Source organism: Vibrio sp. JZG10, from assembly GCF_054064075.1.
Genome location: NZ_JBSUGE010000001.1, coordinates 467,429 through 493,921, shown reverse-complemented (window position 1 = coordinate 493,921; position 26,493 = coordinate 467,429). Strand labels below are relative to the sequence as shown.

Genomic DNA, 26,493 nt, shown 5'->3' with positions numbered 1-26,493 from the left:
TGAACTATGAAGCGAAGCAGTCTTTGCGTTGTAACGCAGCATCAATCGCATTCACTAACTTTTCAATATCTTCCGGCTTGCTGATGAACGGCGGCATCATATAAATCAGTTTGCCAAATGGACGAATCCAAACACCGTGCTCAACAAAGAGAGCCTGGATGGTTTCCATATTCACAGGTCGATGCGTCTCCACTACGCCAATAGCACCCAACCAACGGGTGTTTTTCACCAAGTCGTATTCTTCAAGTTTTGGTAGTAACTCAGAAAACAGCGTTTCAATTTGTTGGGTTTGTTGCTTCCAATCACCTTGCTCGATCAATTCCAAACTTGCAGTAGCTACAGCACAAGCGAGTGGATTCCCCATAAAGGTTGGACCGTGCATAAAACAACCAGCATCACCACCACAAACAGTGTCTGCTACGTGTTTGCTCGCGAGGGTCGCAGAGAGGGTCATGTAGCCGCCAGTGAGTGCTTTCCCGACACACAGAATGTCTGGTTGAATATCTGCATGTTCGCAGGCAAACAATTTGCCTGTGCGTCCAAAACCGGTAGCGATCTCATCTGCAATCAATAACAAACCGTATTTGTCGCAAAGTCTACGCACGCCTTTGAGAAATTCGGGATGGTAGATACGCATGCCACCTGCGCCTTGAACGATAGGCTCAAGGATCACCGCAGCAAGTTCTTGATGGTGCGTTTCAATCTTGTGCTCGAAGTCGGTAAGGTCTTCTGGCTTCCATTTATCCCAAAAGCCACAAGTTGGTGACTCCGCAAAGATATGCTCAGGCAGAAAGCCTTTGTAGAGAGAGTGCATGGAGTTATCAGGATCGGTTACCGACATGGCCGCAAAGGTGTCACCGTGATAACCGTATCGTAAAGTAAGAAACTTCGGTCGGCGTTTACCTTTTGCATGCCAATATTGCAGTGCCATTTTTAAGCTGACTTCTACGGCAACGGAGCCTGAATCGGCAAGGAATACATGTTCAAGATTACTTGGCGCTAGGGATAGCAACTTCTTACACAAACTGATTGCTGGCTGGTGGGTAACCCCGCCAAACATCACGTGAGAGACTTGATCGATTTGCTGGTGAGCCGCTTGATTTAAGTGCGGATGGTTATAGCCGTGGATCGTCGACCACCAAGAAGACATGCCATCGACAAGCTCAGTACCGTCTTCCAGTTTAATGTGAACACCATTTGCCGATGCCACTGGGTAGCAGGTCAGAGGTGTCAATGTCGAAGTGTAAGGATGCCAGATATGCTGGCGGTCGAAGGCGAGATCCATGTGCGATTCCAATAATAATTTAGATTAAAAAATAAACAGATGTAAACTTTGTTCTTTTGTGCTGTGTTGACAGTTTATCGAGACTCAGTAGACTGTCAACACAACAACAAAAGTGACTAAAGGAATACACGTGGAAGTTCGTCATAACTGGACGCATGCTGAAGTGCGCGATCTCATGGAAAAACCATTCATGGATCTCCTATTCGAAGCGCAGCTTGTACATCGTCAATATCAACAAACCAACCATGTTCAAGTAAGCACGCTTCTGTCGATTAAGACAGGTGCTTGTCCAGAAGATTGTAAGTACTGTCCTCAGAGTGCTCGTTACACCACAGACATCGAAAAAGAACGTCTGATGGAAGTAGAACGCGTACTCGATGCTGCGCAAAAAGCCAAAAATGCTGGTTCTACTCGATTCTGTATGGGCGCAGCATGGAAAAACCCGAAAGAGCGTGACATGCCGCATTTGACTGACATGATCAAAGGCGTGAAGGGCATGGGTTTAGAAACGTGTATGACATTAGGCATGTTGACGCCAGATCAAGCTAAGCAATTGGCTAATGCAGGTCTGGATTACTACAACCATAACCTCGATACCTCTCCTGAGTTTTACGGCAACATCATTACCACACGTACCTACCAAGACCGTTTAGACACTTTGTCTCACGTTCGTGATGCAGGCATGAAGATATGTTCCGGTGGCATCATCGGCATGGGTGAAAGTGCTAACGACCGAGCAGGTTTATTGGTTGAATTGGCGAACTTACCGGTACACCCTGAAAGCGTTCCAATCAACATGCTCGTGAAGGTGAAGGGCACACCGTTGGAAGAAGTCGATGATGTTGAGCCATTCGATTTCATTCGCCTGATTGCGATTGCACGAATCATGATGCCTCAATCAGCCGTTCGTTTGTCCGCTGGCCGTGAAAACATGAACGAACAAATGCAAGCGCTGTGTTTTATGGCGGGTGCAAACTCCGTCTTCTATGGTTGCAAGCTTCTGACCACGCCAAACCCTTCAGAAGACAAAGACATGATGCTGTTCAACAAGCTCGGCATTAACAGCCAAGAGGTGTCTCAAAAACCTGATGAAATCGAAGAAAACGAGCTACTCGATCGCGTCGTAGAGCGCGTTGCTGCTCGTCCGACAAAAGACGACCTTTTCTACGATGCCAGCGTTTAAATCTCGTATCGAGTCCGCTCTTGCTGAGCGTAAAACGCAAGGGTTGAATCGTTCTATGAATGTGGTGTTTGCCGGTAACCAGTCCGTTTTGGAACACGAAGGTAGACGTTACATTAATTTCTCAAGTAATGATTATTTGGGCTTGGCCAATGACCAAGAGCTTGTTCGTGCTTGGCAGCAAGGTTTAAGCGTATATGGCAGTGGCAGTGGAGCATCACCGATGGTGACTGGCTTTAGTGCCGCGCACAGCAATTTAGAAGCCGCACTGACCGAATGGCTGGGTTACGACAGAGCAATTCTGTTTGGCTCTGGATTCAGTGCTAATCAAGCCTTGTTGTTCACCTTGTTAGAAAAATCAGACGTATTGATCCAAGACCGTTTGAACCATGCCTCACTAATGGAAGCGGGGATGTTGTCACCAGCTAAGATGAAGCGCTTCAAGCACAATGACATCGAGCACCTAAAGTCGCTGCTGAATAGCGAAGACAATCACTTAGTCGTGACTGAAGGGGTGTTTAGTATGGACGGGGATTGTGCACCACTTGCTGATATCGCTGACGTCACCGTTAATCATGATGCATGGCTTGCTGTAGACGACGCTCATGGTATCGGTGTTCTAGGGGAATCTGGCGGTGGCTCATGTGAATTAGCGGCGGTTAAGCCTGAGATACTGATCGTTACTTTCGGCAAAGCGTTTGGTATGTCTGGCGCGGCTATTTTATGTGACCACGCAACGGGAGATTTTTTAACTCAGTTTGCTCGTCACCATGTGTATTCCACGGCGATGCCTCCTGCACAAGCCTATGCGCTCACGCATGCTGTCTCGATGGTTCAAGAGCAGTCTTGGCGACGTGAAAAGCTCACAGAGTTAAGTGAAGTGTATCGAGATAGCCTCAGCGACGTTGAGGGCTTTGTTGAGACTCAAACTTCGATTAAGCCGTTTGTGATTGGTGAATCTGATTTGGCTTTGCGAGTGGCAGGTGCTTGTCGCCAAAACGGTATTTGGGTTACTGCTATTCGTCCTCCAACAGTTCCGAAAGGGACGTCTCGTCTGCGAATCACACTCACTGCTAATCACACTAACGAACAAGTTAAAACGCTTTCAATGGCATTGAAGCAAGCATTAGGAACGCAGTAATGGATAATGCAGAGCAAATGAAGTTGGATTGCTTACTGCCTAATAAACAAGCGATCGCCGCTTCATTTAGTAAAGCAGCTAACACGTACGACAAACATGCCGCTTTCCAGCGTGATGTCGGCCATCGCTTAATAGACAAACTTCCGAATGACTTAACTCATAAACGTGTTTTGGATTTAGGATGTGGTACGGGCTATTTTTCTCAACTTCTTCAAGAGCGTGGCGCTGAAGTGTTTTGTGTGGACATCTCTCAAGAGATGTTAAGCAAAGCTATGGTGCGCTGTGGCCATGAGCGAATGAATTATGTGCTAGCCGACGCAGAAAACTTGCCTTTCGACGATACAAGCTTCGACTACGTATTCTCTAGCTTGGCTTTGCAATGGTGTGCCGATTTAAGTTACCCCCTGAGAGAAGTTCGTCGTGTACTAAAAGCTAATGGGAAGGCGGCTTTTTCTACCCTAGCTGAAGGGTCACTGTGCGAGTTGCGTGCATCATGGAAAAAAATTGATGCATATCAACACGTCAATAACTTTCTATCGCTCAATCAGGTAAAAATTGCGTTAGCGCAATCTCGATGTGACAACCATCAACTAGACTTGACCACCATCACAGTTTGGTACGACTCAGCATTTTCAGTTATGCGTGACCTCAAAGGTATAGGTGCAAATCACGTAAGCGGGCGCTCACATGGTTTAACCAGTCGAGAGACTTTGTTGCAAGTTGAGCATGAGTACCAAGCGTTTAAAAATGATCAAGGTCTTCTACCTGCAAGTTATCAGGTTTGTTTTGGAGTAATACATCTATGATTGATGCTTTTTTTATTGCTGGTACGGATACTGATGTAGGAAAAACGGTAGCGTCTAAAGCCATTTTGCAAGCGTTGGCAGCAAAAGGACTAAACACTATTGGTTATAAACCAGTGGCAGCAGGGAGTGATAAGACTGAAGCTGGATGGCGTAATTCTGACGCCTTACATTTACAAGCGGCCGCGACACTCGATGTCGCTTATGATGATGTGAATCCATACGCTTTAGAATTGCCTGCTTCTCCTCACATCGCGGCAAAACATGAACATGTCGAAATAAAATACGAACTCCTCAGTGAAAAGCTGGCTCAACACAAGCAGCAAGCTGATGTCGTTCTCGTTGAGGGCGCTGGTGGTTGGCGTGTGCCTGTGTCAGATACCGACTGTTTATCTACTTGGGTACAAGTAGAGCAGTTACCCGTGGTCTTGGTGGTTGGTATTAAATTAGGTTGTTTGAGCCATGCTTTACTCACGGCAGAGAGTATTAAAGCAGATGGCTTGAATCTTGTTGGTTGGGTGGCAAACCGAGTGAACCCTGGCACCGAGCACTATGCTGATATTATCGAGATGCTTGAAGCGCGTATCGGTGCGCCTAAGCTTGGCGAAATCCCATACATTCCAAGTGCTAAGCGCAAAGAGCTAGGCAAGTACATTAATGTCGAGCCTTTGCTAAATACTGACTGATTGTGTTTAAAATACTAAAAAACCAAAGGGCTGCGCAATGCAGCCCTTTTTTATTGGTGTAATCTATAACATCAGATTACTTATCTTGGCTAAGCCCCATCAATGCTTGCTGAGTTTCTGCAACACGCTGAGACATATGATGATCGGTTGAAATACCAAGTTGTTGCTTCGCCTCATCCTCTGAGATGCCTAGATGACAACGTAGTAAATCAATAGCCATTTGATAGTCGTTAGTTTCTACCATGGTTTTTCCCTCAATACATGGAAGTTTTGAGCTCGCCTAATGTACCTTTTTAATGTACTTAGAGTGGCTCTGTTTTGTTCATCTCGTTCGAATCTAGCATGTCCATGTCACCGCACAATAAGACCAAAGTCTATAGCGGGGCTAACATACTGTTTTTGGTCTAGTAAAATATTTCTAGCTAAGTTGCCTAGAGGTGATAGATTTAACATCAAGGTCATCCATTGATAGATGAGGTGCGATTCAAAGTACTTTTCATTACGGAAAGGAATGAATATGAATGGAGGTAATGGCTCTTATCAGAACGTGCCTAGAAATCGCTTGAACATAATCTTTCAGTCTCGAAAACAAATGTTGCAATTTATTGCTTAACCTTGTTTTTATCGCGGATAGACTATATCTATAACGCACGGAGCATGAAACTTAGCGGAATTGGCTTTTACAGCGATTACCACCTGTTCCTTATAACAATCCGTTTTAAAAAAACGATAAGCTTCCTCGGAGAAAAGTAATGAAGCGAATTATGTTATTCCTAGCAACTAACCTAGCTGTCGTGCTAGTGCTTAGTGTTGTTCTGAATATTGTTTACGCTACCACTGGAATGCAACCTGGCAGTCTTTCTGGTTTGCTAGTTATGGCCGCCATATTTGGTTTTGGTGGTGCACTGATTTCGTTGATGATGTCAAAGGGCATGGCACTGCGCTCGGTTGGCGGTATGGTCATTGAAAGTCCGCGTAACGAAACTGAGCATTGGTTAGTCGAAACTGTGGGTCGTCAAGCTCAGCAAGCGGGTATTGGTATGCCAACGGTGGCTATTTATGACTCACCAGATATCAATGCATTCGCGACGGGTGCAAAGCGAGATGACTCTCTTGTCGCGGTTTCCACTGGCCTTTTACACAATATGACTCGTGATGAAGCAGAAGCGGTACTGGCCCACGAAGTGAGCCATATTGCAAATGGTGACATGGTCACGATGACATTGATGCAAGGTGTTGTGAACACGTTTGTTATCTTCCTATCCCGTTTTATCGCCAATATTGTGGCATCGAACGATGATGAAGAAGGTCAAGGTACAAACATGATGGTTTACTTCGGTGTATCTATGGTGCTTGAGCTAGTGTTTGGTTTCTTAGCAAGCTTTATTACCATGTGGTACAGCCGTCATCGCGAATTCCATGCCGACGCAGGTGCTGCTCACTTAGTTGGTAAAGAGAAAATGATCGCGGCATTGGAACGTTTGAAGATGAGTCACGAATCTCAACTTGATGGCACAATGATGGCATTCGGTATTAATGGCAAGCAGTCATTGACTGAGCTACTGATGAGCCACCCTCCGCTAGATAAACGTATTGCAGCGTTACGTAGTCAGCAATACTAGTTGTAAAAACTGACAGCGCACGCGAAAGTAATCGTTAATTTCCTGAAAAGGCTTGGTTTTGACCAAGCCTTTTTTTTGATCGATTGATCGCTTGCGAGATCCATCACGTATCTACCTACAGAAACAAAGTTATACAAAATTATTTTTGTACAACTTTTAAAGAATGAACTATCTTGTACATATAATAATTTTGTACAACTTGATGGGCATGTAGGAGTAAACACATGGACATACAGTCTGTTGGCAATATCTATCAAAAGCTGAATAAAGCGAACTTACATCTGCTTAAAGACGTATATCACCAAGATGTCGTCTTTGAAGATGCTGCTCATCGTTTAGAAGGGTGGCCTGCACTTTCAGATTACTTCACATCATTATATGCCAACGTCATAAGCTGTGACTTTGTTATCCACGAACATCAACAAGTCGGAGATACTGGCTTCCTAACGTGGACCATGGATCTTCAGCATCCCAAACTTCAAAAAGGTGCACCTATTCTCGTTAATGGTGTGTCGCATCTTAAGTTCAGCGAAGGCCAAGTTATTTATCACCGAGATTACTTTGATCTCGGAGAAATGCTTTACGAAAACTTACCTTTACTTGGCTCAGTCGTAAAAACCATCAAGCAGAGGTTAGGACAATGAACAATACTATCTTAATCACTGGCGCTACCTCCGGAATAGGGAAGCAATTGGCTTTAGATTACGCGAACTCTGATTGGAGCGTTATTGCTTGTGGACGAAACAAAGACGTTCTTGCTGAATTGGGGGCTGCTTCTTCTAATATCCATACATTACAGTTTGACGTGACAAACCATGAACAAACTCAGCATGCGCTGTCCAGTTTGCCTTTCACGCCGAGTACCTGGGTTTTTAATGCAGGGGATTGTGAGTATATGGACAACGGTGTGGTTGACGCGAAACTCATGGCGCGTGTGATGAATGTAAACGTCGTTGGTGTTGCCAACTGCGTAGAAGGTTGCCAACCACACTTAGATAAAGGGCATCGCATCGTTATCGTGGGTTCTATTGCTTCAGAAGTCGCGTTGCCAAGGGCTGAAGCCTACGGCGCTTCTAAGGCCGCTGTGAGCTACTTTGCTCGCACATTAGCTGTTGATTTGAAGAAGAAGGGCATTCAAGTGGTGACCGTGTTCCCAGGCTTTGTGGAAACCCCGTTAACTGACAAAAATGACTTCGAAATGCCGATGATTATTTCTACGCGGCAAGCCTCGAACTCTATCAGAAAACAGTTGGCTGCCAACAAGACTCACATCTATTTCCCCGCGAGGTTTACCAGTATTTTACGTTTTATCTCGTTACTTCCATACAGTTGGCAAGCTCGCCTAACTGCTAAACTCGTGTCATAAGAAGGAATAAAAATGAAAACAGCAGGAAGAAAGAAGATAGCGATTGTGGGGACCGGAATTTCTGGCCTTACGTGTGGTTACTATCTACATAAAGAGCACCATGTCACCGTATTTGAAGCTAACGATTACATTGGCGGGCACACCGCGACGGTGGATGTAAAACTCGATGGTAAAGAATATGCGATTGATACGGGCTTTATCGTTTACAACGATCGCACTTATCCTAATTTCATCAAAATGATGAACGAGATTGGTGTCGAAGGATTGCCAACCCAGATGAGTTTCAGCGTAAGAAACGACGGCAATGGCTTGGAATATAACGGTCATACCGTGTCGACATTATTTGCTCAAAAGCGCAATTGGGTAAATCCTAAGTTCTATCGTTTTATCTTCGAGATCCTTCGTTTCAACAAACTTGCCAAAAGCGTCGCTAGCAAACAATCGAGTCATTCTCAGACGCTAGGTGAGTTTCTTGATGAGCACAACTTCAGTACTTTCTTTTCAGATAACTACATTTTGCCGATGGGCGCTGCAATTTGGTCTTCGACTTTAGCGGACATGCGCGCATTTCCGCTGATGTTTTTCCTTCGCTTTTTCTTAAATCACGGATTGCTTGATGTCACTAACAGGCCGCAATGGTATGTAATTAAAGGTGGCTCTCGTGAGTACATTCCACCTTTGACTCAAGGTTTTATCGATAAAATTCGACTCAATAGTCCGGTAGAAAAAGTGCTCCGTAGTGAGAATGGTGTGGGTTTAAAAGTTAACGGTGAAATGCACTGGTTTGATGATGTCATCTTTGCTTGTCACAGTGATCAAGCGATGAACATGTTAGGTGACATTAGCCCAGTCGAGCAAGAGGTGCTGGGTAATATGGCTTATCAAGCGAATGAAGTGGTGCTTCACACTGATACGAGTTTACTTCCAAAGCGTAAAGCGGCGTGGGCTTCGTGGAACTACCTACTGGAGGGCAGTGAAGACGAACAGCAACGCCTCCCTTGGCTTACTTACAACATGAATATTCTCCAACATGTTCAATCTGAACACACATTCTGTGTCACGCTAAATAGCACTGAGCAGATCGAACCGAGCAAAGTATTACGGACGTTTACCTATCACCATCCAGTGTTCTCCACCGACTCTATCGCTGCACAGCAACGTAAAGAAGAGGTGCAAGGGCTGAACAATACTTGGTTCTGCGGCGCTTATTGGTACAACGGTTTCCATGAGGATGGCGTTCGCAGCGCGTTGGACGTAGTGAAAGGGCTTGAAGAGAAATATCGCGTTCAGACTGCTGTCAACTTAGAAAAAGGTGCTGCGTGATATGGATAGCCAAATGAACAGCCAGTTGTTTGTTGGCAACGTTCGACATCGCAGGTTCACGCCGATAAAACATGAATTGAACTACTCATTGTTTATGCCAGCTATTGACGTCGATGAGCTAAAAAAACTAGAGGAAAAAGTTTGGGGATTTGGCTCTCGTTGGTGGCATTGGGCACGCTTTAAACGCAGTGACTATGTTGGTGAGGGCTGTTTAAAGGTGGCCGTACACGACAAAATTGAAGAGTTAACAGGTGTTCGTTGTACCGGCAAAGTCATCGCTGTTTGTCATTTGCGCTATTTAGGACTTTATTTTAGTCCGGTGAATTTCTACTACGTTTATAACAAAGAAGGGGAATGGAAATACCTCTTAGCTGAAGTCAGCAATACACCTTGGAACGAGCGTCATTACTACGCAGTCGCTGCTGAGCAAAACGATGAAAACTTTGGATGGGAACAAGAGAAAGCCTTTCATGTTTCTCCGTTTAATCCAATTGACCAACAGTATCACTGGAAGATTAAACCACTGACGGACAAGTTAAGGATTCATCTTGAATGCCACAAAAGCGAAAAGCACTTTGATGCGACGATGACAATGAAAGCTCAAGTGTTTTCGAGCAAAAGCTTATTGAAGTGTTTGATCGTTACGCCAATACAGACGGTAAAAGTAATGGTTGGTATTTATTGGCACGCATTAAAACTTTGGGTGAAAGGCGCGCCTTTTTATTCTCATCCTAAATATTCAACACACGACGAAATAGAAGCCGACACTAAAAAAACAGACAAAAAAAATAAAAAGCACAAGGAGAATTCTGCATGTTAAATACCAGTTCTATGACATTGCCGCGCAAATTGACGACAACACAAAAGGCGGCTCGCGGAGTTATTTTTCAATGTCTGCAAAAAATGGAAATCGGCTGCTTAACTGTTATTGAAAGCTTTAAGACGGAAACGAAAGAAAGAAGCGAGCGCTTTAATGCGCCCAACGGTGAATACAGCGGTCAGCCTGTTGTGGCGACGATTGAAGTAAAGCATCCTGGCTTTTACTCGCGAATCTTGCAAGGTGGCAGCATTGCGGCGGGTGAGGCTTATATGGATGGTTGGTGGGACAGCCCGGATCTAACCTCGTTAATGAAACTTATGGCTCTTAATATGCGCGCGCTAGATAAACTTGAAGAGAAAGGAAGTTGGCTAACTAAAATACTGTACAAGTTCAGTCATTGGACCAACCGCAATTCTCAAGAGAACTCTCGTAAAAACATTCATGCGCATTACGACTTGGGCAACAATTTGTACGAGTCATTTTTAGACGACAACATGCTGTACTCATCGGCCTTATATGTGCAAGACAACGATACTTTGGAACAAGCGCAAATCAACAAAATGGATCGTTTGTGCCAGCAGCTTGAGCTTCAACCATCCGATCGAGTGATTGAGATCGGTACAGGGTGGGGGGCTATGGCCATTTACATGGCAGAGCAATATGGTTGTCATGTAACGACAACGACGATTTCTGAAGAGCAGCATGCTTACGCTGAACAAAAAATTAGAGAGCGAAATTTGGGTGACAAGATCACTCTGTTAAAACAAGACTATCGAGACCTTTCGGGTCACTACGATAAGTTAGTCTCGATAGAAATGATCGAAGCGGTTGGAAAACAATTTTTGCCTTCCTACATCAAGCAATGCCAATCATTACTCAAGCCGGGTGGTTTAATGGCAATTCAAGCCATCACTATCGCTGACCAGCGTTATGATTACTACAGTAACAACGTTGACTTTATCCAGAAATACATTTTTCCAGGTGGTTTTTTACCTTCGGTTACATCTTTAACTCAAGCTGCGACCAAATACAGTGACTTGGTGGTGAGAGACTTATTTGATATTGGTCTGGACTATTCGAAAACCTTGAGCGAGTGGCACTCTAGATTTAATCAAGCTGAAGAGCACGTACGCTCTCTCGGTTATGACGACCGCTTTGTCCGCATGTGGCGCTATTACCTGAGCTATTGTGAAGGCGGCTTTTTAGCTCGAAGTATCAGTGCCGTTCACATGACATTCCAGCGACCTTAAACCGTTATGAAGTTGCTGATTGCCTCTACATGGTTCCAGCTCTGTTGGTTCTCTGCAGTGCTTGGGACCTATCAATGGCAGTGGCTAACACTGATCTTAACATTTATTACTCTTGTCTATTGTTGGAGGACGGACGCTTCTGCCTTGAAGCACATCGCGAGTATCGTTTTGGCGGGTGTAGTGCTCGATACGCTCAATCAACAGTTTTCTGTTTTTGTCTTTCCAACACAATGGTTACCCATTTGGTTGTTGTGCCTTTGGGTTCTGTTCTCTTGGTATGCCTATCAGCTCAAGCCTGTTTTGTACCGTTTCCCAAAAATCTACGTATCAATTGTAGGTGGCGTTGGAGGAACCGTCAGTTACTACGCCGGTTACAAGCTCCAAGTCGTTGAATATGGATTTAATACCAGCGTTACATTGGTCATTCTATTTGCTGAATGGTTTGCCATGACGCTTTTGATACTCAAGGTATACGGATATGAAAAGCTTGAAGAGAGATTTAACCCAGAGGCTGATTAAGGTAGTTGCTTCTCTAGTAGTTATGGGCTCCTTTGCTCTACAAGCTCAACCAGTTGGAAACAGTGAAAACGCAGATAAGATGTCGAGTTGGGAGGGGTGGAAAACTGTCGGTGAGGCACAACTCACATGGTTCATCTTCGATATATATCAGTCTCGACTAAAAGCACCCGATGGAAAGTTCATTGTAAATGGCGATGTATCACCACACCCTCTGGCATTGGAAATTAACTATCAAAGAGACATCAGCAAGCAGCAGTTGCTTGATGTAACTGATGAGCAATGGGCAAAACTTGGTTTTACTGAATCATATCGAAAAAGTTGGATCAGTGAACTAAACCGTATGCTCCCTGATATAAAAAAAGGGGATGAGCTTACTTACTTAACCGATGGTAAAACTGGTCAGCTTCTTTACCGACAAGCTGGCATTGCACAAATCAAGACAGTCGGCTTCGTTCAAGATGAGCGAATGAACGATGCGTTTTTGTCTATATGGTTGTCACCTAATACAGAGTTCCCAAAACTTCGAAAACAATTAATAGGGCAGGTTAGATAGTGCTTAAACGAATTTTAAAATCAGTCGCCTTGGCCGCTGCGGCCTTACTTTCAGCATGCTCAGCAGATATCGATAATTATCAATCTTCTACACCGACTTTTGATTTATTCGGCTATTTTGAAGGCGATACAAAGGCGTGGGGGATGGTCCAAGATTACACTGAACAACAAACTCGTCGTTTTGAAGTCGACATAGTGGGTACTGTGGAAGGTAACACGTTGACGCTGGTGGAAGACTTTGTGTTTGATGATGGAGAGGTTGACCAGCGAATTTGGGTTATTACCAAATTAGAAGATGGACGCTATGAAGGTAAAGCAGAGGATATTATTGGTGTAGCAACAGGGGCTGAGCAAGGCAATGCGTTGCAGTGGCGGTATGACTTTGAGTTGCAAATGGATGACTCAACAGTAACGGTCGCTTTTGATGATTGGCTTTATCGTCAGGACGAGAAGCATGTTTTCAACCTCACCAAAATTAAAAAGTTTGGTATAGAGGTCGGGACAATAACCTTATTCTTCCAAAAACAGCCATAATAGTTGGGGGATTTATCCTCTTGCATTACTACCAAATAACCGAAATTATTTCTTCCTAACTAAAAAGGTTGACGCTTTCACGTCAACCTTTTCAATTGCAGATCATCAAGGTGTGATTACAGCTTATCTGTCAGCTCAACCGCTTGACCAATGTAGTTCGCTGGCGTCATCTCTTTCAGACGTGCTTTCTCGTGTTCTGGAAGCTCAAGACTGTCGATGAAGTTGCGCATTGCTTCGCCGTCTACACGCTTACCACGAGTTAGCTCTTTTAGCTTCTCGTATGGCTTCTCGATGCCGTAACGACGCATTACTGTTTGTACTGGCTCAGCGAGTACTTCCCAGTTTTTATCTAGTTCAGCAAGAAGCGCTTCACGGTTTACTTCTAGCTTGCTGATGCCTTTAAGCGTAGAAGTGTACGCGATAATAGCGTAGCCAACACCAACACCAAGGTTACGTAGAACTGTTGAGTCAGTTAGGTCACGTTGCCAACGAGAGATAGGCAGCTTTTGTGCTAGGTGGCCGAATACTGCGTTCGCAAGACCTAGGTTACCTTCAGAGTTTTCAAAGTCGATTGGGTTAACTTTGTGCGGCATTGTTGAAGAACCAATCTCACCAGCAATGGTTTTTTGCTTAAAGTGGCCTAATGCAATGTAACCCCAAACGTCACGATCGAAGTCAATCAGAATAGTGTTGAAACGAGCGATAGCGTCGAACAGCTCAGCGATGTAATCATGCGGCTCGATTTGTGTTGTGTAAGGGTTCCAAGTTACGCCTAGAGACTCTGTAATGAATTCTTCAGAGAACTTGTGCCAATCTAGCTCTGGGTAAGCAGAAAGGTGTGCATTGTAGTTACCTACAGCGCCGTTGATTTTCGCTAGGATCTCAACGTTTTCGATTTGCTTGAATTGACGCTCCATACGGTACGCCACGTTTGCCATTTCTTTACCCATTGTAGATGGAGAAGCAGGCTGGCCGTGTGTACGAGATAGAAGAGGAATGTCGCGGTATTCAACTGCGAGTGCTTTGATAGCGTCAATTAGGTTACGCATTTCTGGAAGAATCACTTGCTCACGTGCTTCTTTTAGCATTAACGCATGAGAGGTGTTATTGATGTCTTCAGAAGTACATGCAAAGTGGAAGAACTCATTAACAGCGTGCAGTTCAGGAACGTCTGCTACTTTCTCTTTTAAGAAGTACTCAACCGCTTTAACGTCGTGGTTAGTTGTACGCTCGATTTCTTTAATACGGCGTGCATCTTCTTCAGAGAAGTTAGCAGCAAGGTCGTCTAGGAATTGGTTAGCTTCTGCGCTGAATGCTGGCACTTCTGCAATTTCAGCAGTAGCCGCTAGCTTCTGTAGCCAACGAATTTCTACGATAGTACGGTATTTTAGTAGACCGTACTCGCTGAAAATTTCGCGTAACGCAATCGTCTTACTTCCGTAACGGCCGTCTACTGGTGAAACAGCAGTCAATGCTGACAGTTCCATGATGTTCTCCTGAATTGGGTTTCTAAATTTCGTGAGCGTTATACCAATAACTGTGGCAATTGTCACGAATATTGCGCAAACGTTTGCGCGGGATTTGTTTTATTCGAAAAAAAGTAGCTCGCGATAAACGCGAGCTAGCAGAGTATTCTACATTCTGGCTAACAGGATTTGAGCCTGTTCGACCATTTTCTTTCGGCCAAAAATTAGATGACGACGTTTACCGCCTACTTGGCGCCACAGAACAGCACTACGAATACCAGATAGCAGTAGAGCACGGACTTTGTGTTGGCTTGCCGTTTGTTGCAGTACAGAAGGCGTGCCTGTTACTTGAATGCGTGGTCCAATAGGGCTAACAACATCCAAGTAGATGCTTGCTAAATTGCTGATCATTTGATCATCTAGCAGTTCAAAATGCTCTGACTGGCGCTTGGCCATCTGGATACGGTCACCAAGCTGGGACATGGCATCGTTGCGAGCGCTTAACTTACGTTCTAGCGCCATTAAGCTAATGATGTAACGAGTGATCTCACTGCCTGATGGGGTGCTATCAATCCCTTTAACCAGACACTCCAGACCGAGCTTTAGATCGGCTTCGCGACCGAATACGCCAACGGTGTTAGCAGGGTTTGTGTTCAAAATAGCGTTGATTGATGTTTCAAAAGCATCTTGATCACAATGCCCGTTTCTCGCAACTTGTTGAACCAAAGCGACAGCTTGGCAAATACCAGCGAAAGCGATAGTACGGTCATAAAGTGTATTCGCCACGTAACGACTCCTAAGCTTGAGAATATTTAATGCGTTGCTCGATGATGCCGCCACCTAGACATACGTCATCTTTATAAAACACTGCTGATTGACCAGGCGTCACTGCAATTTGTGGTTCATCAAAGATCACTTTAATGTTTTCATCATCGATCGGGATGATTGTACAAGGAATATCTTCCTGACGGTAACGAGTTTTCACTGTGCACTTCATAACATCGCGAATTGGCTCACGATCTACCCAGTGAAGTTGTGACGCAAGTAGACCTTCTGATTTTAGCATCGGGTGGTCTTTACCTTGGACTGCGATTAGCACGTTACGCTCTAGGTCTTTTTCACCAACAAACCACGGCTCTTCGTTACCACCGCCGCCTTTACGGCCACCGATGTGTAGACCTTTACGCTGACCTAGTGTGTGGTACATCAAACCTTGGTGTTGACCGATCACTTCGCCTTCTGGCGTTTCGATATTACCAGGCTGAGCAGGAAGGTAACGACCGAGAAAGTCGGTAAATTTACGCTCACCGATGAAACAAATACCTGTCGAGTCTTTCTTCTTCGCTGTTACTAAACCTTGCTCTTCCGCAATACGGCGTACTTCAGGTTTCTCTAAATCACCAACAGGGAAGAGGCTACGGCCAATTTGTTCGTGGCTTAGTGTATATAGAAAGTAGCTCTGGTCTTTGTTGCCATCTAGGCCACGCAACATCGCTGGTTTCTCACCGTTATCCGGGAAAGAGCGACGTACGTAGTGACCCATTGCAATGTAGTCAGCATCAAGCACTTCATCAGCGAATTCTAGGAATGCTTTGAACTTAATTTCTTTGTTACAAAGAATGTCAGGGTTCGGTGTACGACCCGCTTTGTATTCTGCAAGGAAGTACTCAAATACGTTATCCCAGTATTCGGCAGCAAAGTTGATGGTGTGTAGATGAATGCCTAGCTTGTCACATACTGCCTGAGCATCAGCAAGATCTTCTGCTGCTGTACAATATTCTTCGTTGTCATCTTCTTCCCAGTTCTTCATGAACAGGCCTTCTACTTGGTAGCCTTGTTGCTTGAGAAGATACGCAGAAACAGATGAATCAACGCCGCCGGACATACCGACGATGACTTTCTTTTGGCTGTTATCAGACATTACTAAACACCACTTAAATAAACGGGATGCAGATTCTATCAGAATCCACAGACCGGTGACAGATCCGAGATCGAAATCACAATTCGTTTCGCTGCATTTTTCTTCAACAGAAATTCGAACGGGCAATTTCGCAAGTATAGAAGAGGTATATATGGCATAGTTGGCAAAAATCCAAGAGGAAAGTCCAAATGACCGAAGAAAACCAGTTTATGCAAGAAGCCGAGTTGATTGAAATTGTTGAAAACCAACTTGAGGACGGCAATCCATTAAAAGTTAAAGAGACGCTAATGCGCTTAATGATGACAGGGACACCTAGAGAAGAAGCGGTTGCAATGATGGCATGTGCCATGTCGATTGAAATTTTCGATGTGATGAAAAATGAAGGTGAGTTCAACCTAAAGCGTTACTGCGAGCACCTTGAGCAACTGCCAGATCTAAGTTTTATGGAAGGTGAATAAGGAGTCTAGAAGAAAAAAGTGGCTAGCAAACGTTTGCTATAATTGCTTTTATTGCCGCTTTATTATTAGCGGTATAGAATCCGTTCTCCTTTTCATCCCCTTACTCAGACTGACAATATGAAATTTCCTGGACAACGCAAATCGAAGCACTATTTTCCTGTTCATGCTCGTGACCCGCTGGTGAGCCAAGCACAAGAAAGCAAGAAGATGACGCGCACTCACATCATTGGTATTGACCAAACTTTGGTTGATATTGAAGCTAAAGTTACAACGGATGTGATTGAAAAGTACGGTCTGAGTAAAGGTCACTCTTTGGTTATTGATGACGAAAGAGCAGAAGAGTTGTACCAGCAACTTAAAGAAGAGAACTTAATTACCAATGAGTATGCGGGTGGCACAATTGGTAACACGCTACACAACTACTCTGTGCTAGCAGATGATCGCTCTACGCTGCTTGGAGTGATGAGCCAGGATATCAAAATTGGCAGCTATGGCTACCGTTACCTTTGTAATACATCAAGCCGCATGGACTTGAACTACCTACAAGGTGTTGATGGCGCTATCGGTCGTTGTTTCGCTCTTATTACAGAAGATGGTGAACGTACTTTTGCGATCAGTGAAGGGCAAATGAACCAACTGCATCCTGATAGCATTCCAGAAAAAATCTTTAAAAATGCATCGGCGCTTGTACTAACGTCATATTTAGTACGTTGTAAAGAAGGCGACCCAATGCCTGAAGCAACAATGAAAGCGATTGAGTACGCGAAAAAGAATGATGTACCTGTTGTTCTGACTCTTGGGACTAAGTTCGTTATTCAAGATGACCCGAAATATTGGCAAGAATTCATTCGAGATAACGTTTCAGTCGTTGCGATGAATGAAGATGAAGCAGAAGCACTGACGGGTGAGTCAGACCCACTTGCTGCATCTGATAAAACACTGGAGTGGGCAGATCTAGTATTGTGCACCGCGGGGCCTGTAGGCCTATTTATGGCGGGTTATACGGAAGACAGCGCGAAGCGCGAAACTTCTTTACCATTACTTCCGGGGTCAATCGCTGAATTTAATCGCTATGAATTTAGTCGTCCGGCGAAAAAAGATACATGTGAAACACCAATAAAAGTGTACTCACATATCTCGCCATATATGGGTGGTCCAGAAAAAATCAAGAATACCAATGGTGCAGGTGATGCTGCGTTATCTGCTGTTCTTCATGATATGGCGGCAAACAAATACCATAAAGAAAATGTGCCTAATTCAAGCAAGCACAGTAACGAATATTTAACTTACTCTTCTTTTTCTCAAGTATGTAAATACGCAAACCGTGCGAGCTACGAAGTTCTCGTGCAACATTCTCCACGTTTGTCACGTGGGCTTCCTGAGCGAGAAGATAGCCTAGAAGAAGCATACTGGGAACGTTAATACACAGTAGTTTAATTAACCATTCTATAACTAAAGTAAAAGGCGCATTAAAAAATGCGCCTTTTTTATTTGGATCATTACAAATAAAAAAGGCTCCCAATAGGAGCCTTTTAAAAATAGCGCGAATTTAGATCAGGAAATCATCCAGAGATTTACCTGCATCAAGTTGCTCTTGAATTGCAGAAGGTGTACGACCTTGGCCTGTCCAAGTCTTCTCATTACCGTTTGAGTCTGTGTATTTGTATTTAGCTGGACGAGGTGCACGCTTCGCTTTGCCTTTCGTCTTAGTTTCGCCAGATAGCGCAGTAATAAGCGCTTCTACGTCAATACCGTCTTGAGCAATTTTCTCTGCGATCTCTGCTAGCTTAGCTTCTTGCTCAGCTTGTGCTGCACGTTCTGCTTCTTCTGCTTCACGACGCTCTTCTACGACAGTAGTTAGTTTATCTAGAGCTTCTTCCAATTGTTCTAGAGTCAGCTCACGAGAAAATGCACGAAGGCTACGGATATTTAGAAGGGTTTTAGTCAGCTCTGACATAACGATTCCTATTAAAAGGTTAATGTGTTGGGCACTTTTTATCGTTACGATTAAATAATGCCAATCTATAAATAAACAAAGAGTCCTTATATTTAACTTTATCTTTTCCTTATGTGCAAATACTAAATCAAGATTTTGTTTAAATTTAGCTATTTTTTTAAAGCAATAAATATTATTACACTCGAAATAAATCTTATTAGATGAGAATTGAAATCAACACTCGTTATTGTATAGAGATAGAGCCAGCTTGGTTTTTATAAAAAAAGTTGAGTTATTACTTAAAAATATGAAGCGTCCATCTTTGATGGAGTGTCATATATCCTTAATTTATTGATACAAGATAAACCATGATATTTTTAAGGTAGTAATAATGTTTCATAAATAACAAAATTGATGTGATTTCAGTTGCACAAAACTAACTTGAAGTAGACAAGGTTTATAAATTATCTCAGTCATTATTTATTTGTTTAATTTAGTTTGATGTGTTGCATTGACTCTCATCATAAGTACAATGGCTGCTACCTGATGCAATATTGCAGACAATTTGTTGTTAATTTGTACAGTTAGTGGTTAATTGTTTGTTGTTGCCGTAGAGGCGCGGTCTCGAAGAGTAGCTATTATTGGGGTGATGCCAATGAATAATAGTGGAAGGCGAAGATTGCCGAAGTAAGTAACTCATCAAAGTTACTTGCTGGGGTTGTATCTGAAAGGAACAACACTGCCATAGTATATATTCACATTAAACTATGGAGCGCTACTGTAGGGTTGGGTGGAGTGTTCGCTTCCCTGTCGCTAAGTTCAACATGAGCACGTATCGTATGCTACGTGACTTGTCTGCAGTAGATCTCTAGCCAAACTTTGGTTTTTGAAGATCATGAATTTAATAGATTTTTCTAGTTCTCCTGTTTCATTATTGCCACCTATTGTCGCTTTGACTTTGGCGATTCTGACTCGACGTGTATTAGTTTCCTTAGGTGTAGGTATCGTGCTGGGTGCGGTTCTACTTAATAGCTGGTCTATCGGTGATACCGTTAGTTACGTGAGTTCTCAAGTTTCTTCTGTCTTTATTGAAGATGGCGGAATTAACACTTGGAACATGAGCATTGTTGGTTTCCTAATCTTATTAGGTATGACAACTGCATTATTAACGCTATCTGGTGGTACTCGTGCATTTGCCGAATGGGCACAATCTCGAGTGAAGAGTAAACGCGGCTCCAAACTTCTTGCTGCCTTTTTAGGCGTATTCATTTTTGTCGACGATTACTTTAACAGCCTTGCTGTTGGTGCCATTTCTCGTCCAGTAACCGACCGTTTTTATGTGTCTCGCGCGAAGCTTGCATACATTCTAGACTCAACTGCTGCACCGATGTGTGTAATCATGCCTGCTTCTAGCTGGGGTGCTTACATTATTACGATTATCGGCGGTATCTTAGTCTCACATGGGATCACTGAGTATTCGGCTCTTGGCGCGTACGTTCGTCTTATTCCAATGAACTTCTATGCAGTTTTTGCACTGCTTATGGTGTTTGCTGTGGCGTGGTTTGGCCTCGATATCGGTAAGATGCGTGAGCATGAAATCTCTGCGTCTCAAGGCCGCGGTTTTGATAAAGACAAAGAAAACGACTCTCAAGAAGCGCATGATCTAAACGAAGAGCTAGATATCCGTGAGAGCGAAAAGGGTAAAGTGTCAGACTTGGTACTTCCTATCGTGACGCTGATTATTGCGACTATCGCTTCTATGCTTTACACGGGTGGCCAAGCATTGGCTGCTGACGGCAAAGAGTTTGCGCTTCTAGGTGCGTTTGAAAATACAGATGTAGGTACATCACTAATCTACGGTAGCTTGCTTGGCTTAGCAGTTGCACTGTTTACTGTTGTGAAGCAAGGTCTTCCAATAGGTGAAATTGCACGCACACTTTGGATTGGTGCGAAGTCTATGTTTGGCGCGATTCTAATCCTGGTATTTGCCTGGACTATCGGTTCGGTTATCGGTGACATGAAGACGGGTTCTTACCTTTCTACAATGGCTCAGGGCAATATCAATCCACATTGGCTACCAGTTATCCTATTCTTGTTGTCTGGTCTAATGGCATTTTCAACAGGTACTTCTTGGGGTACGTTCGGCATTATGCTTCCAATCGCGGGTGATATGGCTGGTGCAACCGATCTTGCGCTAATGCTCCCAATGCTAAGTGCAGTTTTAGCCGGTGCCGTTTTTGGTGACCATTGTTCACCTATCTCCGATACCACTATTCTGTCGTCGACTGGTGCACGTTGTAATCATATTGATCACGTATCGACCCAGTTGCCTTATGCATTGTCCGTGGCGCTAGTTTCCTGTGTTGGCTTCATTACTTTGGGGATGACTGCGTCAATTGCATTCTCATTCATCGCTGCATCAATCACATTTATTATTGTATGTGGAGCACTTTCTTGGTTGTCGAAGTCTAAAATGGCATCGTGCCAAAATGTCTAGTACAGCTCAGTATTTTTAATAAAGAGGAAGCTCCGCTAAATTTAGCGGAGCTTTTTTTTAACGCGATTTAGGTGAGGGGGGCAATCGCGTTTTTGGGGATAATCGTTTCGTGTTAAAAGCGAGCTATTTGTGTTCTGAGCACTCCTTTCTGTGCTGTGATAGAAAATCTATCAACCGACTTCTTCTTAGCTCTAAGCAAAGACTATGCCTAGTTTAAGTTGTTGATTTTAAAGGCGGTAATATCAAGAGGTTTATGATGAGGGGCTAAGTAAATGATATATGATGAGTTGTCTGTTACACAGTGTCACGTTACACCTGTACAGCAACTAAACATTTAAGTTGTATTTCTTTATTAGACGATAAAGCGTTGTTCTTGAAATACCAAGATGACGTGCAGCCGCACTCATATTGTGCTTATTTTCTTCGATAGCTTGCAGTAGGTAGTCGAGATCAATTTGGTCCACTGAAGGGAGTAATTGCCTTTCATTATTATCAAGGCCCAAGTCGGCGACGAGAAGCGTGTGATCTTCACACATGACAATCGCTCGTTGGATTACATTTCGCAGTTCTCTTACGTTACCTGGCCAACGATGCTTGAGGAGCTTGGCTTTGACTTTATCCGACATTTTTTGTACCTGACCATGAGACAAATCTGTTAAGAAGTGTTCTGATAACATAAGGATATCTTTCCCACGCTTTCTCAGTGGAGGAATAGTTAATGGCAAGATATTAAGCCGATAGAATAAATCTTCACGGAATCCACCTTGTACAACCTCATTTTTCAAATCCACGTGGCTCGCAGCAATGACTCTACAGTCCACGTCAATGAATTTATCAGCGCCGACTTTATGGATTTGCTTACTCTCTAAAAAGTGCAGAAGGTGGATTTGTAGATCCGGCGGCATATCACCAATCTCATCTAGGAATAGGGTACCTTTATGCGCTTTTTGAATAAAACCGATACGATCTGAAATCGCTCCTGTAAATGCTCCTTTTTCGTGACCGAAAAGTTCGGACGCAATAAGACCACTTGGAATTGCGCCGCAGTTAACTTCAACAAAAGGTGCCGAGTGTCTGTTCGACAACTGATGAATAAGACGAGCACAGAGACCTTTGCCCACCCCTGTTTCACCCTGAATGAGTACTTCAGCATCACATTGAGCGTACTTTTGGATTGCCGTGCGAAGTTCTTGGATACATGCACTATTGCCGATTAATGGGTATAGTGTTGTATCGCTGAAATCCACAGCTTGTTTGTTACTACCGTTACGCAGTTTCATGGTTAATCACTATTTTTTGCCCCACTAAAATAATAGTTTTGAATGAGTCGTCTCAAACGTGAGTGGATGTCTCTTTATTGAGAATGATGTCAATTACTAAGGGCGGTGAGATCTAAATAGTTGTTTTGATGAAAATTCATACTATTCTTCTTTTTCTTTAAGAATAGGGTTGAATAGAAACCTAATTTCTACCAAGATACTCAACTGAAGTTAAATTTAAATCCTTTGAAATCAAGTGATTATAAAAAACAGCTAGAAAATGTTAAATTCAGTATTGAAAAATATAGAATCCTTGGTTAGTGTGGTTACTAACGAAGCAACTCAATAGAGCCTTAAATAAGTATGCGTAATTTTGTAATGAACATTCATCACCATCATCACCCAATCTAGTCTTTCGGGCGATGTACGCATACCCGGGAGGCAGGAAACTCCCGGAGGTGAAATCAAAGTAAAAGCAGATTTTAAACCCTCGGGAGACTCCAATCTCTCGAGGGTTTTTTAGTTTTATTAATTCAAAAATTACTTAGATATCAAAATCTTGCACAGGGAAAAAGCAATGCAAACACAACGCTTAAGAATCGCAATTCAGAAAAAAGGTCGCCTTAGCAAAGAGAGCCAAGCTCTGCTAAAACAGTGCGGCGTAAAATTTAATGTAATGGGTGAGCGTTTAGTGGTTCACTCGGAGAACATGCCAATTGATTTGCTTTTGGTTCGTGACGATGACATCCCTGGCTTGATCATGGATGGTGTTGTTGACTTAGGTTTCATTGGTGAAAATGAATTGGAAGAAGTTCGTCTAGATCGTAAAGCTCTGGGTGAACCATGTGAGTTTGTACAACTTCGTCGACTTGACTTTGGCGGTTGTCGCTTGTCTATCGCTATCGACAAGGATGAAGAGTACAACGGTCCACAAGACTTAGCCGGTAAGCGTATTGCCACAACTTACCCTCAACTCCTAAAAGCTTACATGGATGAAGCAGGCGTTCCATTCTCCACATGTATGCTAACTGGCTCTGTAGAAGTTGCACCTCGCGCAGGTCTAGCTGACGCTATTGCTGATTTGGTATCGACTGGCGCAACGTTAGAAGCGAATGGCTTAAAAGAAGCGGAAGTGATCTTTAAATCTAAAGCGACGCTGATTCAACGTATCGGTGAGTTTGATGCAGACAAAACAGCACTGATTGAAAAACTACTGACTCGCATGCAAGGCGTACAACAAGCGAAAGAGTCTAAGTACATCATGCTTCACGCGCCAGCTGAAAAGCTCGATCAAATCAAAGCACTACTTCCTGGTGCTGAGGATCCTACGGTTCTTCCTCTTTCTGCAGATAAGCAGAAAATGGCTGTTCACTTAGTGAGTTCTGAAAACCTGTTCTGGGAAACCATGGAACAGCTAAAAGAGTTAGGTGCTAGCTCAATCCTAGTGCTACCAATTGAAAAAATGATGGAGTAAACATCATGAGAACAGTCGTTTGGCAATCTTTAAGTGAAGAGCAGCAAGATTCGATCTTAGAACGTCCTGCTATTGCAGAAGGTGCAAATATCACTGCAGCAGTGTCTGAGGTTATCGCTAAAGTTAGAAATGAAGGCGACTCTGCTCTCAACGAGCTGACAGAAAAGTTTGATCGCGTTAAACCTGAGTCCATTCGTGTTTCTTCTCAGGAAATTAAAGCCGCTTCAGAGCGCTTGTCTGAATCAATGAAAAATGCATTAGAGCAAGCTTATGCCAATATTTCTAAATTCCACAAAGCGCAAAAGCCACAGCCAATTAAAGTCGAAACTCAACCGGGTGTGCTTTGTGAACAGGTAACACGTCCAATTCAAAAAGTGGGTTTGTACATTCCTGGTGGTAGCGCGCCATTGCCATCGACGGTTTTGATGCTGGGCGTGCCTGCGAAAATTGCCGGCTGTCGTAAAGTTGTGCTTTGCTCTCCGCCTCCAATCGCTGACGAGATCCTTTACGTAGCAAAATTGTGTGGCATTGATGAAGTGTACAACGTCGGTGGTGGTCAAGCTGTTGCTGCAATGGCATATGGTACAGAGACCGTATCAAAAGTTGATAAGATTTTTGGCCCGGGTAACGCTTATGTGACGGAAGCAAAGCGTCAGGTGAGCAATGATTTCCGTGGCGCAGCGATTGATATGCCAGCGGGTCCTTCGGAAGTTCTTGTGATTGCGGATGAAACAGCGGACCCAGATTTTATTGCGGCGGACCTTCTAAGTCAGGCAGAGCATGGACCTGACTCTCAAGTTGTACTTGTGACGCCATCAGCCATTATTGCAGATCAGGTGACAGATGCCGTTCGTCGTCAATTGAAAGAGTTGTCTCGTTCAGAGATTGCAGAAAAAGCGCTCGCATCGAGTTTAATCATTATTGCTGAATCGATCACCCAAGCAATCTCTATTTCTAATTATTATGGTCCTGAGCACTTAATTGTTCAGACTAAGAACCCTCGCGAGCTTCTTCCTCTATTAGATAACGCAGGTTCGATCTTCCTTGGTGATTGGTCGCCTGAATCTGCAGGTGATTACGCATCGGGCACTAACCACGTTCTTCCTACTTACGGTTATACACGGACATATTCAAGCTTAGGTTTGGCTGATTTTTCTAAACGAATGACGGTTCAAGAGCTTTCAGCTGACGGTCTTAAAAATCTTGCGCCAACGGTTGTCACCATGGCTGAAGCAGAAGGTCTGGACGCCCACAAACGTGCTGTTACTATCCGTGTAGAAAAATTAGCAAGTAAGTAAGAATAAGAGAGTAAAGAGATGGAAAAGCTAGCGCGTAAACAAGTCCAACAACTAACACCTTATCTTTCGGCTCGCCGAATTGGTGGTACAGGTGACGTATGGCTGAACGCCAACGAATCGCCATTCAACAATGAATACAAAACAGACTTTGCTCGTCTTAATCGTTACAGCGAATGCCAGCCGAAAGAACTGATTTCTGCTTACGCCGCATATGCTGGAGTGAAGCCAGAACAAACGCTGACTTCTCGCGGTGCAGATGAAGGTATTGAGTTATTGATTCGTGCTTTCTGTGAACCGGGTGAAGACGCGATTTTATACTGCCCACCGACTTACGGTATGTACGCCATCAGTGCAGAAACCATCGGTGTAGAGCGCAAAACGGTGCCGCTAATGTCAGATTGGCAACTAGACCTCGCAGGTATCGAAGCGAGTCTGGATAACGTAAAACTGGTTTTCGTATGCTCGCCAAACAACCCAACGGGTAACTTAGTTAAGCGTGACGATATTGTCTCTCTGCTTGAGATGACAAAAGACCGCGCAATCGTGGTCATGGACGAAGCGTACATCGATTTTTGTCCAGAAGCGTCAACAGTAGATTTACTGGCAGAATATCCAAATCTAGCGATTCTGCGTACTCTGTCGAAAGCTTTCGCGCTTGCTGGTCTTCGTTGCGGATTTACGCTAGCAAACGAAGAACTGATTAATGTCCTTCTTAAAGTGATCGCGCCATATCCAGTACCGGTGCCAGTTGCTGAAATTGCTACTCAAGCGCTCTCTGAAGCAGGTTTAGCGCGAGCGAAGTTCCAAGTTCTCGATTTGAACGCGAACCGAGCTTACTTACAAGTTGGTTTGTCGATGATTCCGGGTCTGGAGGTTTTTGAAGGGTGGGGTAACTACTTATTGGTGAAATTCCCAGATGGCGATGCTCTTTTCAAAGCTGCTTGGGATACTGGCATTATCCTGCGTAACTCGCCAATTGAGAACTGCGTGCGTATCAGTGTTGGTAACCGCGACGAGTGTGAAAAGACACTGGGTTTCATTAGAAACTACTATTCATAAATAGAATTCTCAACGTTCTCGGTTTATGCCGAGAACGAAACAAG

At 43.8% G+C, this 26,493-nt stretch carries 26 protein-coding genes, 1 riboswitch and 1 other annotated feature; of the genes, 19 read left to right on the top strand and 7 right to left on the bottom strand.

The window, feature by feature from the left end; translation table 11 throughout:
* Positions 1 to 4: 4 nt before the first annotated feature.
* Positions 5 to 1,285 (bottom strand): adenosylmethionine--8-amino-7-oxononanoate transaminase, encoded by a 1,281-nt coding sequence (gene bioA, locus ACWYVB_RS02245; protein WP_457527778.1) that lies wholly within the window; start codon positions 1,283 to 1,285, stop codon positions 5 to 7.
* A gap of 130 nt (positions 1,286 to 1,415) precedes the next feature.
* Here bioA and bioB point away from each other — a divergent pair, with 130 nt between their 5' ends.
* Genes bioB through bioD form a run of 4 tightly spaced genes read left to right on the top strand, consistent with a single transcriptional unit; the run spans position 1,416 to position 5,095 of the window.
* Positions 1,416 to 2,468, top strand: coding sequence for a biotin synthase BioB (gene bioB / locus ACWYVB_RS02240; protein WP_395217847.1), 1,053 nt, complete (start codon positions 1,416 to 1,418; stop codon positions 2,466 to 2,468).
* On the top strand, positions 2,455 to 3,606 hold the full coding sequence (gene bioF, locus ACWYVB_RS02235; protein ID WP_395217848.1) for an 8-amino-7-oxononanoate synthase: 1,152 nt from the start codon (positions 2,455 to 2,457) through the stop codon (positions 3,604 to 3,606). Before bioB ends, bioF begins: the two co-directional genes overlap by 14 nt.
* Positions 3,606 to 4,412: a malonyl-ACP O-methyltransferase BioC gene (bioC, locus tag ACWYVB_RS02230; protein ID WP_139060892.1), complete on the top strand. Its 807-nt coding sequence runs from the start codon at positions 3,606 to 3,608 to the stop codon at positions 4,410 to 4,412. The genes bioF and bioC overlap by 1 nt, the downstream gene beginning before the upstream one ends.
* Positions 4,409 to 5,095, top strand: a complete 687-nt coding sequence (gene bioD / locus ACWYVB_RS02225; RefSeq protein WP_257889189.1) for a dethiobiotin synthase — start codon at positions 4,409 to 4,411, stop codon at positions 5,093 to 5,095. Before bioC ends, bioD begins: the two co-directional genes overlap by 4 nt.
* A gap of 76 nt (positions 5,096 to 5,171) precedes the next feature.
* On the opposite strand, the gene ACWYVB_RS02220 is transcribed toward bioD, so the two are convergent.
* The gene (locus ACWYVB_RS02220; RefSeq protein ID WP_005378215.1) at positions 5,172 to 5,339 is read right to left on the bottom strand and encodes a hypothetical protein; all 168 of its coding nucleotides are present in this window, start codon (positions 5,337 to 5,339) and stop codon (positions 5,172 to 5,174) included.
* 508 nt (positions 5,340 to 5,847) lie between these two features.
* Between ACWYVB_RS02220 and htpX the strand changes: the two genes are divergently transcribed.
* From htpX to ACWYVB_RS02175, 9 genes are all read left to right on the top strand, one after another.
* On the top strand, positions 5,848 to 6,717 hold the full coding sequence (gene htpX, locus ACWYVB_RS02215) for a protease HtpX (protein WP_005390832.1): 870 nt from the start codon (positions 5,848 to 5,850) through the stop codon (positions 6,715 to 6,717).
* Between the two features lie 224 nt (positions 6,718 to 6,941).
* Complete coding sequence (locus tag ACWYVB_RS02210) at positions 6,942 to 7,361, top strand: nuclear transport factor 2 family protein (protein WP_005390833.1); 420 nt, start codon at positions 6,942 to 6,944, stop codon at positions 7,359 to 7,361.
* A complete protein-coding gene (locus tag ACWYVB_RS02205) occupies positions 7,358 to 8,083 on the top strand; it encodes an SDR family oxidoreductase (protein WP_237311851.1) in 726 nt (241 codons plus the stop codon). The genes ACWYVB_RS02210 and ACWYVB_RS02205 overlap by 4 nt, the downstream gene beginning before the upstream one ends.
* Before the next feature lie 12 nt (positions 8,084 to 8,095).
* Positions 8,096 to 9,406, top strand: coding sequence for an NAD(P)/FAD-dependent oxidoreductase (locus ACWYVB_RS02200; RefSeq protein ID WP_457527776.1), 1,311 nt, complete (start codon positions 8,096 to 8,098; stop codon positions 9,404 to 9,406).
* A 1-nt stretch (position 9,407) separates the two neighbouring features.
* On the top strand, positions 9,408 to 10,226 hold the full coding sequence (locus tag ACWYVB_RS02195) for a DUF1365 domain-containing protein (RefSeq protein ID WP_074191109.1): 819 nt from the start codon (positions 9,408 to 9,410) through the stop codon (positions 10,224 to 10,226).
* Positions 10,220 to 11,476 (top strand): class I SAM-dependent methyltransferase, encoded by a 1,257-nt coding sequence (locus tag ACWYVB_RS02190; RefSeq protein WP_457527774.1) that lies wholly within the window; start codon positions 10,220 to 10,222, stop codon positions 11,474 to 11,476. The genes ACWYVB_RS02195 and ACWYVB_RS02190 overlap by 7 nt, the downstream gene beginning before the upstream one ends.
* 6 nt (positions 11,477 to 11,482) lie before the next feature.
* Positions 11,483 to 11,995 carry a DUF2878 domain-containing protein gene (locus ACWYVB_RS02185; RefSeq protein ID WP_046874769.1) on the top strand — a complete coding sequence of 171 codons (513 nt, stop codon included), beginning with the start codon at positions 11,483 to 11,485 and terminating at the stop codon, positions 11,993 to 11,995.
* Positions 11,955 to 12,548: a chalcone isomerase family protein gene (locus tag ACWYVB_RS02180; protein ID WP_394452520.1), complete on the top strand. Its 594-nt coding sequence runs from the start codon at positions 11,955 to 11,957 to the stop codon at positions 12,546 to 12,548. The genes ACWYVB_RS02185 and ACWYVB_RS02180 overlap by 41 nt, the downstream gene beginning before the upstream one ends.
* Positions 12,548 to 13,081, top strand: a complete 534-nt coding sequence (locus tag ACWYVB_RS02175) for a DUF3833 domain-containing protein (RefSeq protein WP_374072668.1) — start codon at positions 12,548 to 12,550, stop codon at positions 13,079 to 13,081. Before ACWYVB_RS02180 ends, ACWYVB_RS02175 begins: the two co-directional genes overlap by 1 nt.
* A gap of 116 nt (positions 13,082 to 13,197) precedes the next feature.
* Here ACWYVB_RS02175 and purB read toward each other — a convergent pair whose 3' ends face one another.
* From purB to mnmA, 3 genes are all read right to left on the bottom strand, one after another.
* Entirely contained in the window at positions 13,198 to 14,568 is a 1,371-nt protein-coding gene (purB, locus tag ACWYVB_RS02170; RefSeq protein ID WP_457527771.1) for an adenylosuccinate lyase, read from the bottom strand.
* 147 nt (positions 14,569 to 14,715) lie between these two features.
* Entirely contained in the window at positions 14,716 to 15,333 is a 618-nt protein-coding gene (gene hflD, locus ACWYVB_RS02165; RefSeq protein ID WP_046874772.1) for a high frequency lysogenization protein HflD, read from the bottom strand.
* A 10-nt stretch (positions 15,334 to 15,343) separates the two neighbouring features.
* Positions 15,344 to 16,468, bottom strand: a complete 1,125-nt coding sequence (gene mnmA, locus ACWYVB_RS02160) for a tRNA 2-thiouridine(34) synthase MnmA (RefSeq protein ID WP_005390857.1) — start codon at positions 16,466 to 16,468, stop codon at positions 15,344 to 15,346.
* 188 nt (positions 16,469 to 16,656) lie between these two features.
* Here mnmA and ACWYVB_RS02155 point away from each other — a divergent pair, with 188 nt between their 5' ends.
* Together ACWYVB_RS02155 and ACWYVB_RS02150 are read left to right on the top strand one after the other, a co-directional pair.
* Positions 16,657 to 16,926, top strand: a complete 270-nt coding sequence (locus ACWYVB_RS02155; protein WP_005390859.1) for a hypothetical protein — start codon at positions 16,657 to 16,659, stop codon at positions 16,924 to 16,926.
* A gap of 117 nt (positions 16,927 to 17,043) precedes the next feature.
* A complete protein-coding gene (locus ACWYVB_RS02150) occupies positions 17,044 to 18,348 on the top strand; it encodes an inosine/guanosine kinase (RefSeq protein WP_005390861.1) in 1,305 nt (434 codons plus the stop codon).
* A 127-nt stretch (positions 18,349 to 18,475) separates the two neighbouring features.
* Here ACWYVB_RS02150 and ACWYVB_RS02145 read toward each other — a convergent pair whose 3' ends face one another.
* Positions 18,476 to 18,883, bottom strand: coding sequence for an H-NS family histone-like protein (locus tag ACWYVB_RS02145; RefSeq protein WP_005390863.1), 408 nt, complete (start codon positions 18,881 to 18,883; stop codon positions 18,476 to 18,478).
* A gap of 582 nt (positions 18,884 to 19,465) precedes the next feature.
* Positions 19,466 to 19,648: riboswitch (Lysine riboswitch) on the top strand.
* Positions 19,649 to 19,757: 109 nt separating this feature from the next.
* On the opposite strand from ACWYVB_RS02145, the gene tet(35) reads away from it, so the two are divergent.
* Positions 19,758 to 21,359, top strand: coding sequence for a tetracycline efflux Na+/H+ antiporter family transporter Tet(35) (gene tet(35), locus ACWYVB_RS02140; protein WP_152812416.1), 1,602 nt, complete (start codon positions 19,758 to 19,760; stop codon positions 21,357 to 21,359).
* Positions 21,360 to 21,685: 326 nt separating this feature from the next.
* On the opposite strand, the gene ACWYVB_RS02135 is transcribed toward tet(35), so the two are convergent.
* Positions 21,686 to 22,639 (bottom strand): sigma-54 interaction domain-containing protein, encoded by a 954-nt coding sequence (locus ACWYVB_RS02135; RefSeq protein WP_005390867.1) that lies wholly within the window; start codon positions 22,637 to 22,639, stop codon positions 21,686 to 21,688.
* Positions 22,640 to 23,004: 365 nt separating this feature from the next.
* Positions 23,005 to 23,142: a sequence feature (His leader region), on the top strand.
* 53 nt (positions 23,143 to 23,195) lie between these two features.
* Between ACWYVB_RS02135 and hisG the strand changes: the two genes are divergently transcribed.
* Genes hisG through hisC form a run of 3 tightly spaced genes read left to right on the top strand, consistent with a single transcriptional unit; the run spans position 23,196 to position 26,449 of the window.
* Positions 23,196 to 24,092, top strand: a complete 897-nt coding sequence (hisG, locus tag ACWYVB_RS02130; RefSeq protein WP_005390869.1) for an ATP phosphoribosyltransferase — start codon at positions 23,196 to 23,198, stop codon at positions 24,090 to 24,092.
* Between the two features lie 5 nt (positions 24,093 to 24,097).
* Entirely contained in the window at positions 24,098 to 25,390 is a 1,293-nt protein-coding gene (hisD, locus tag ACWYVB_RS02125; RefSeq protein ID WP_005390871.1) for a histidinol dehydrogenase, read from the top strand.
* An 18-nt stretch (positions 25,391 to 25,408) separates the two neighbouring features.
* Positions 25,409 to 26,449 (top strand): histidinol-phosphate transaminase, encoded by a 1,041-nt coding sequence (gene hisC / locus ACWYVB_RS02120; RefSeq protein WP_114322490.1) that lies wholly within the window; start codon positions 25,409 to 25,411, stop codon positions 26,447 to 26,449.
* Positions 26,450 to 26,493 lie beyond the last annotated feature (44 nt).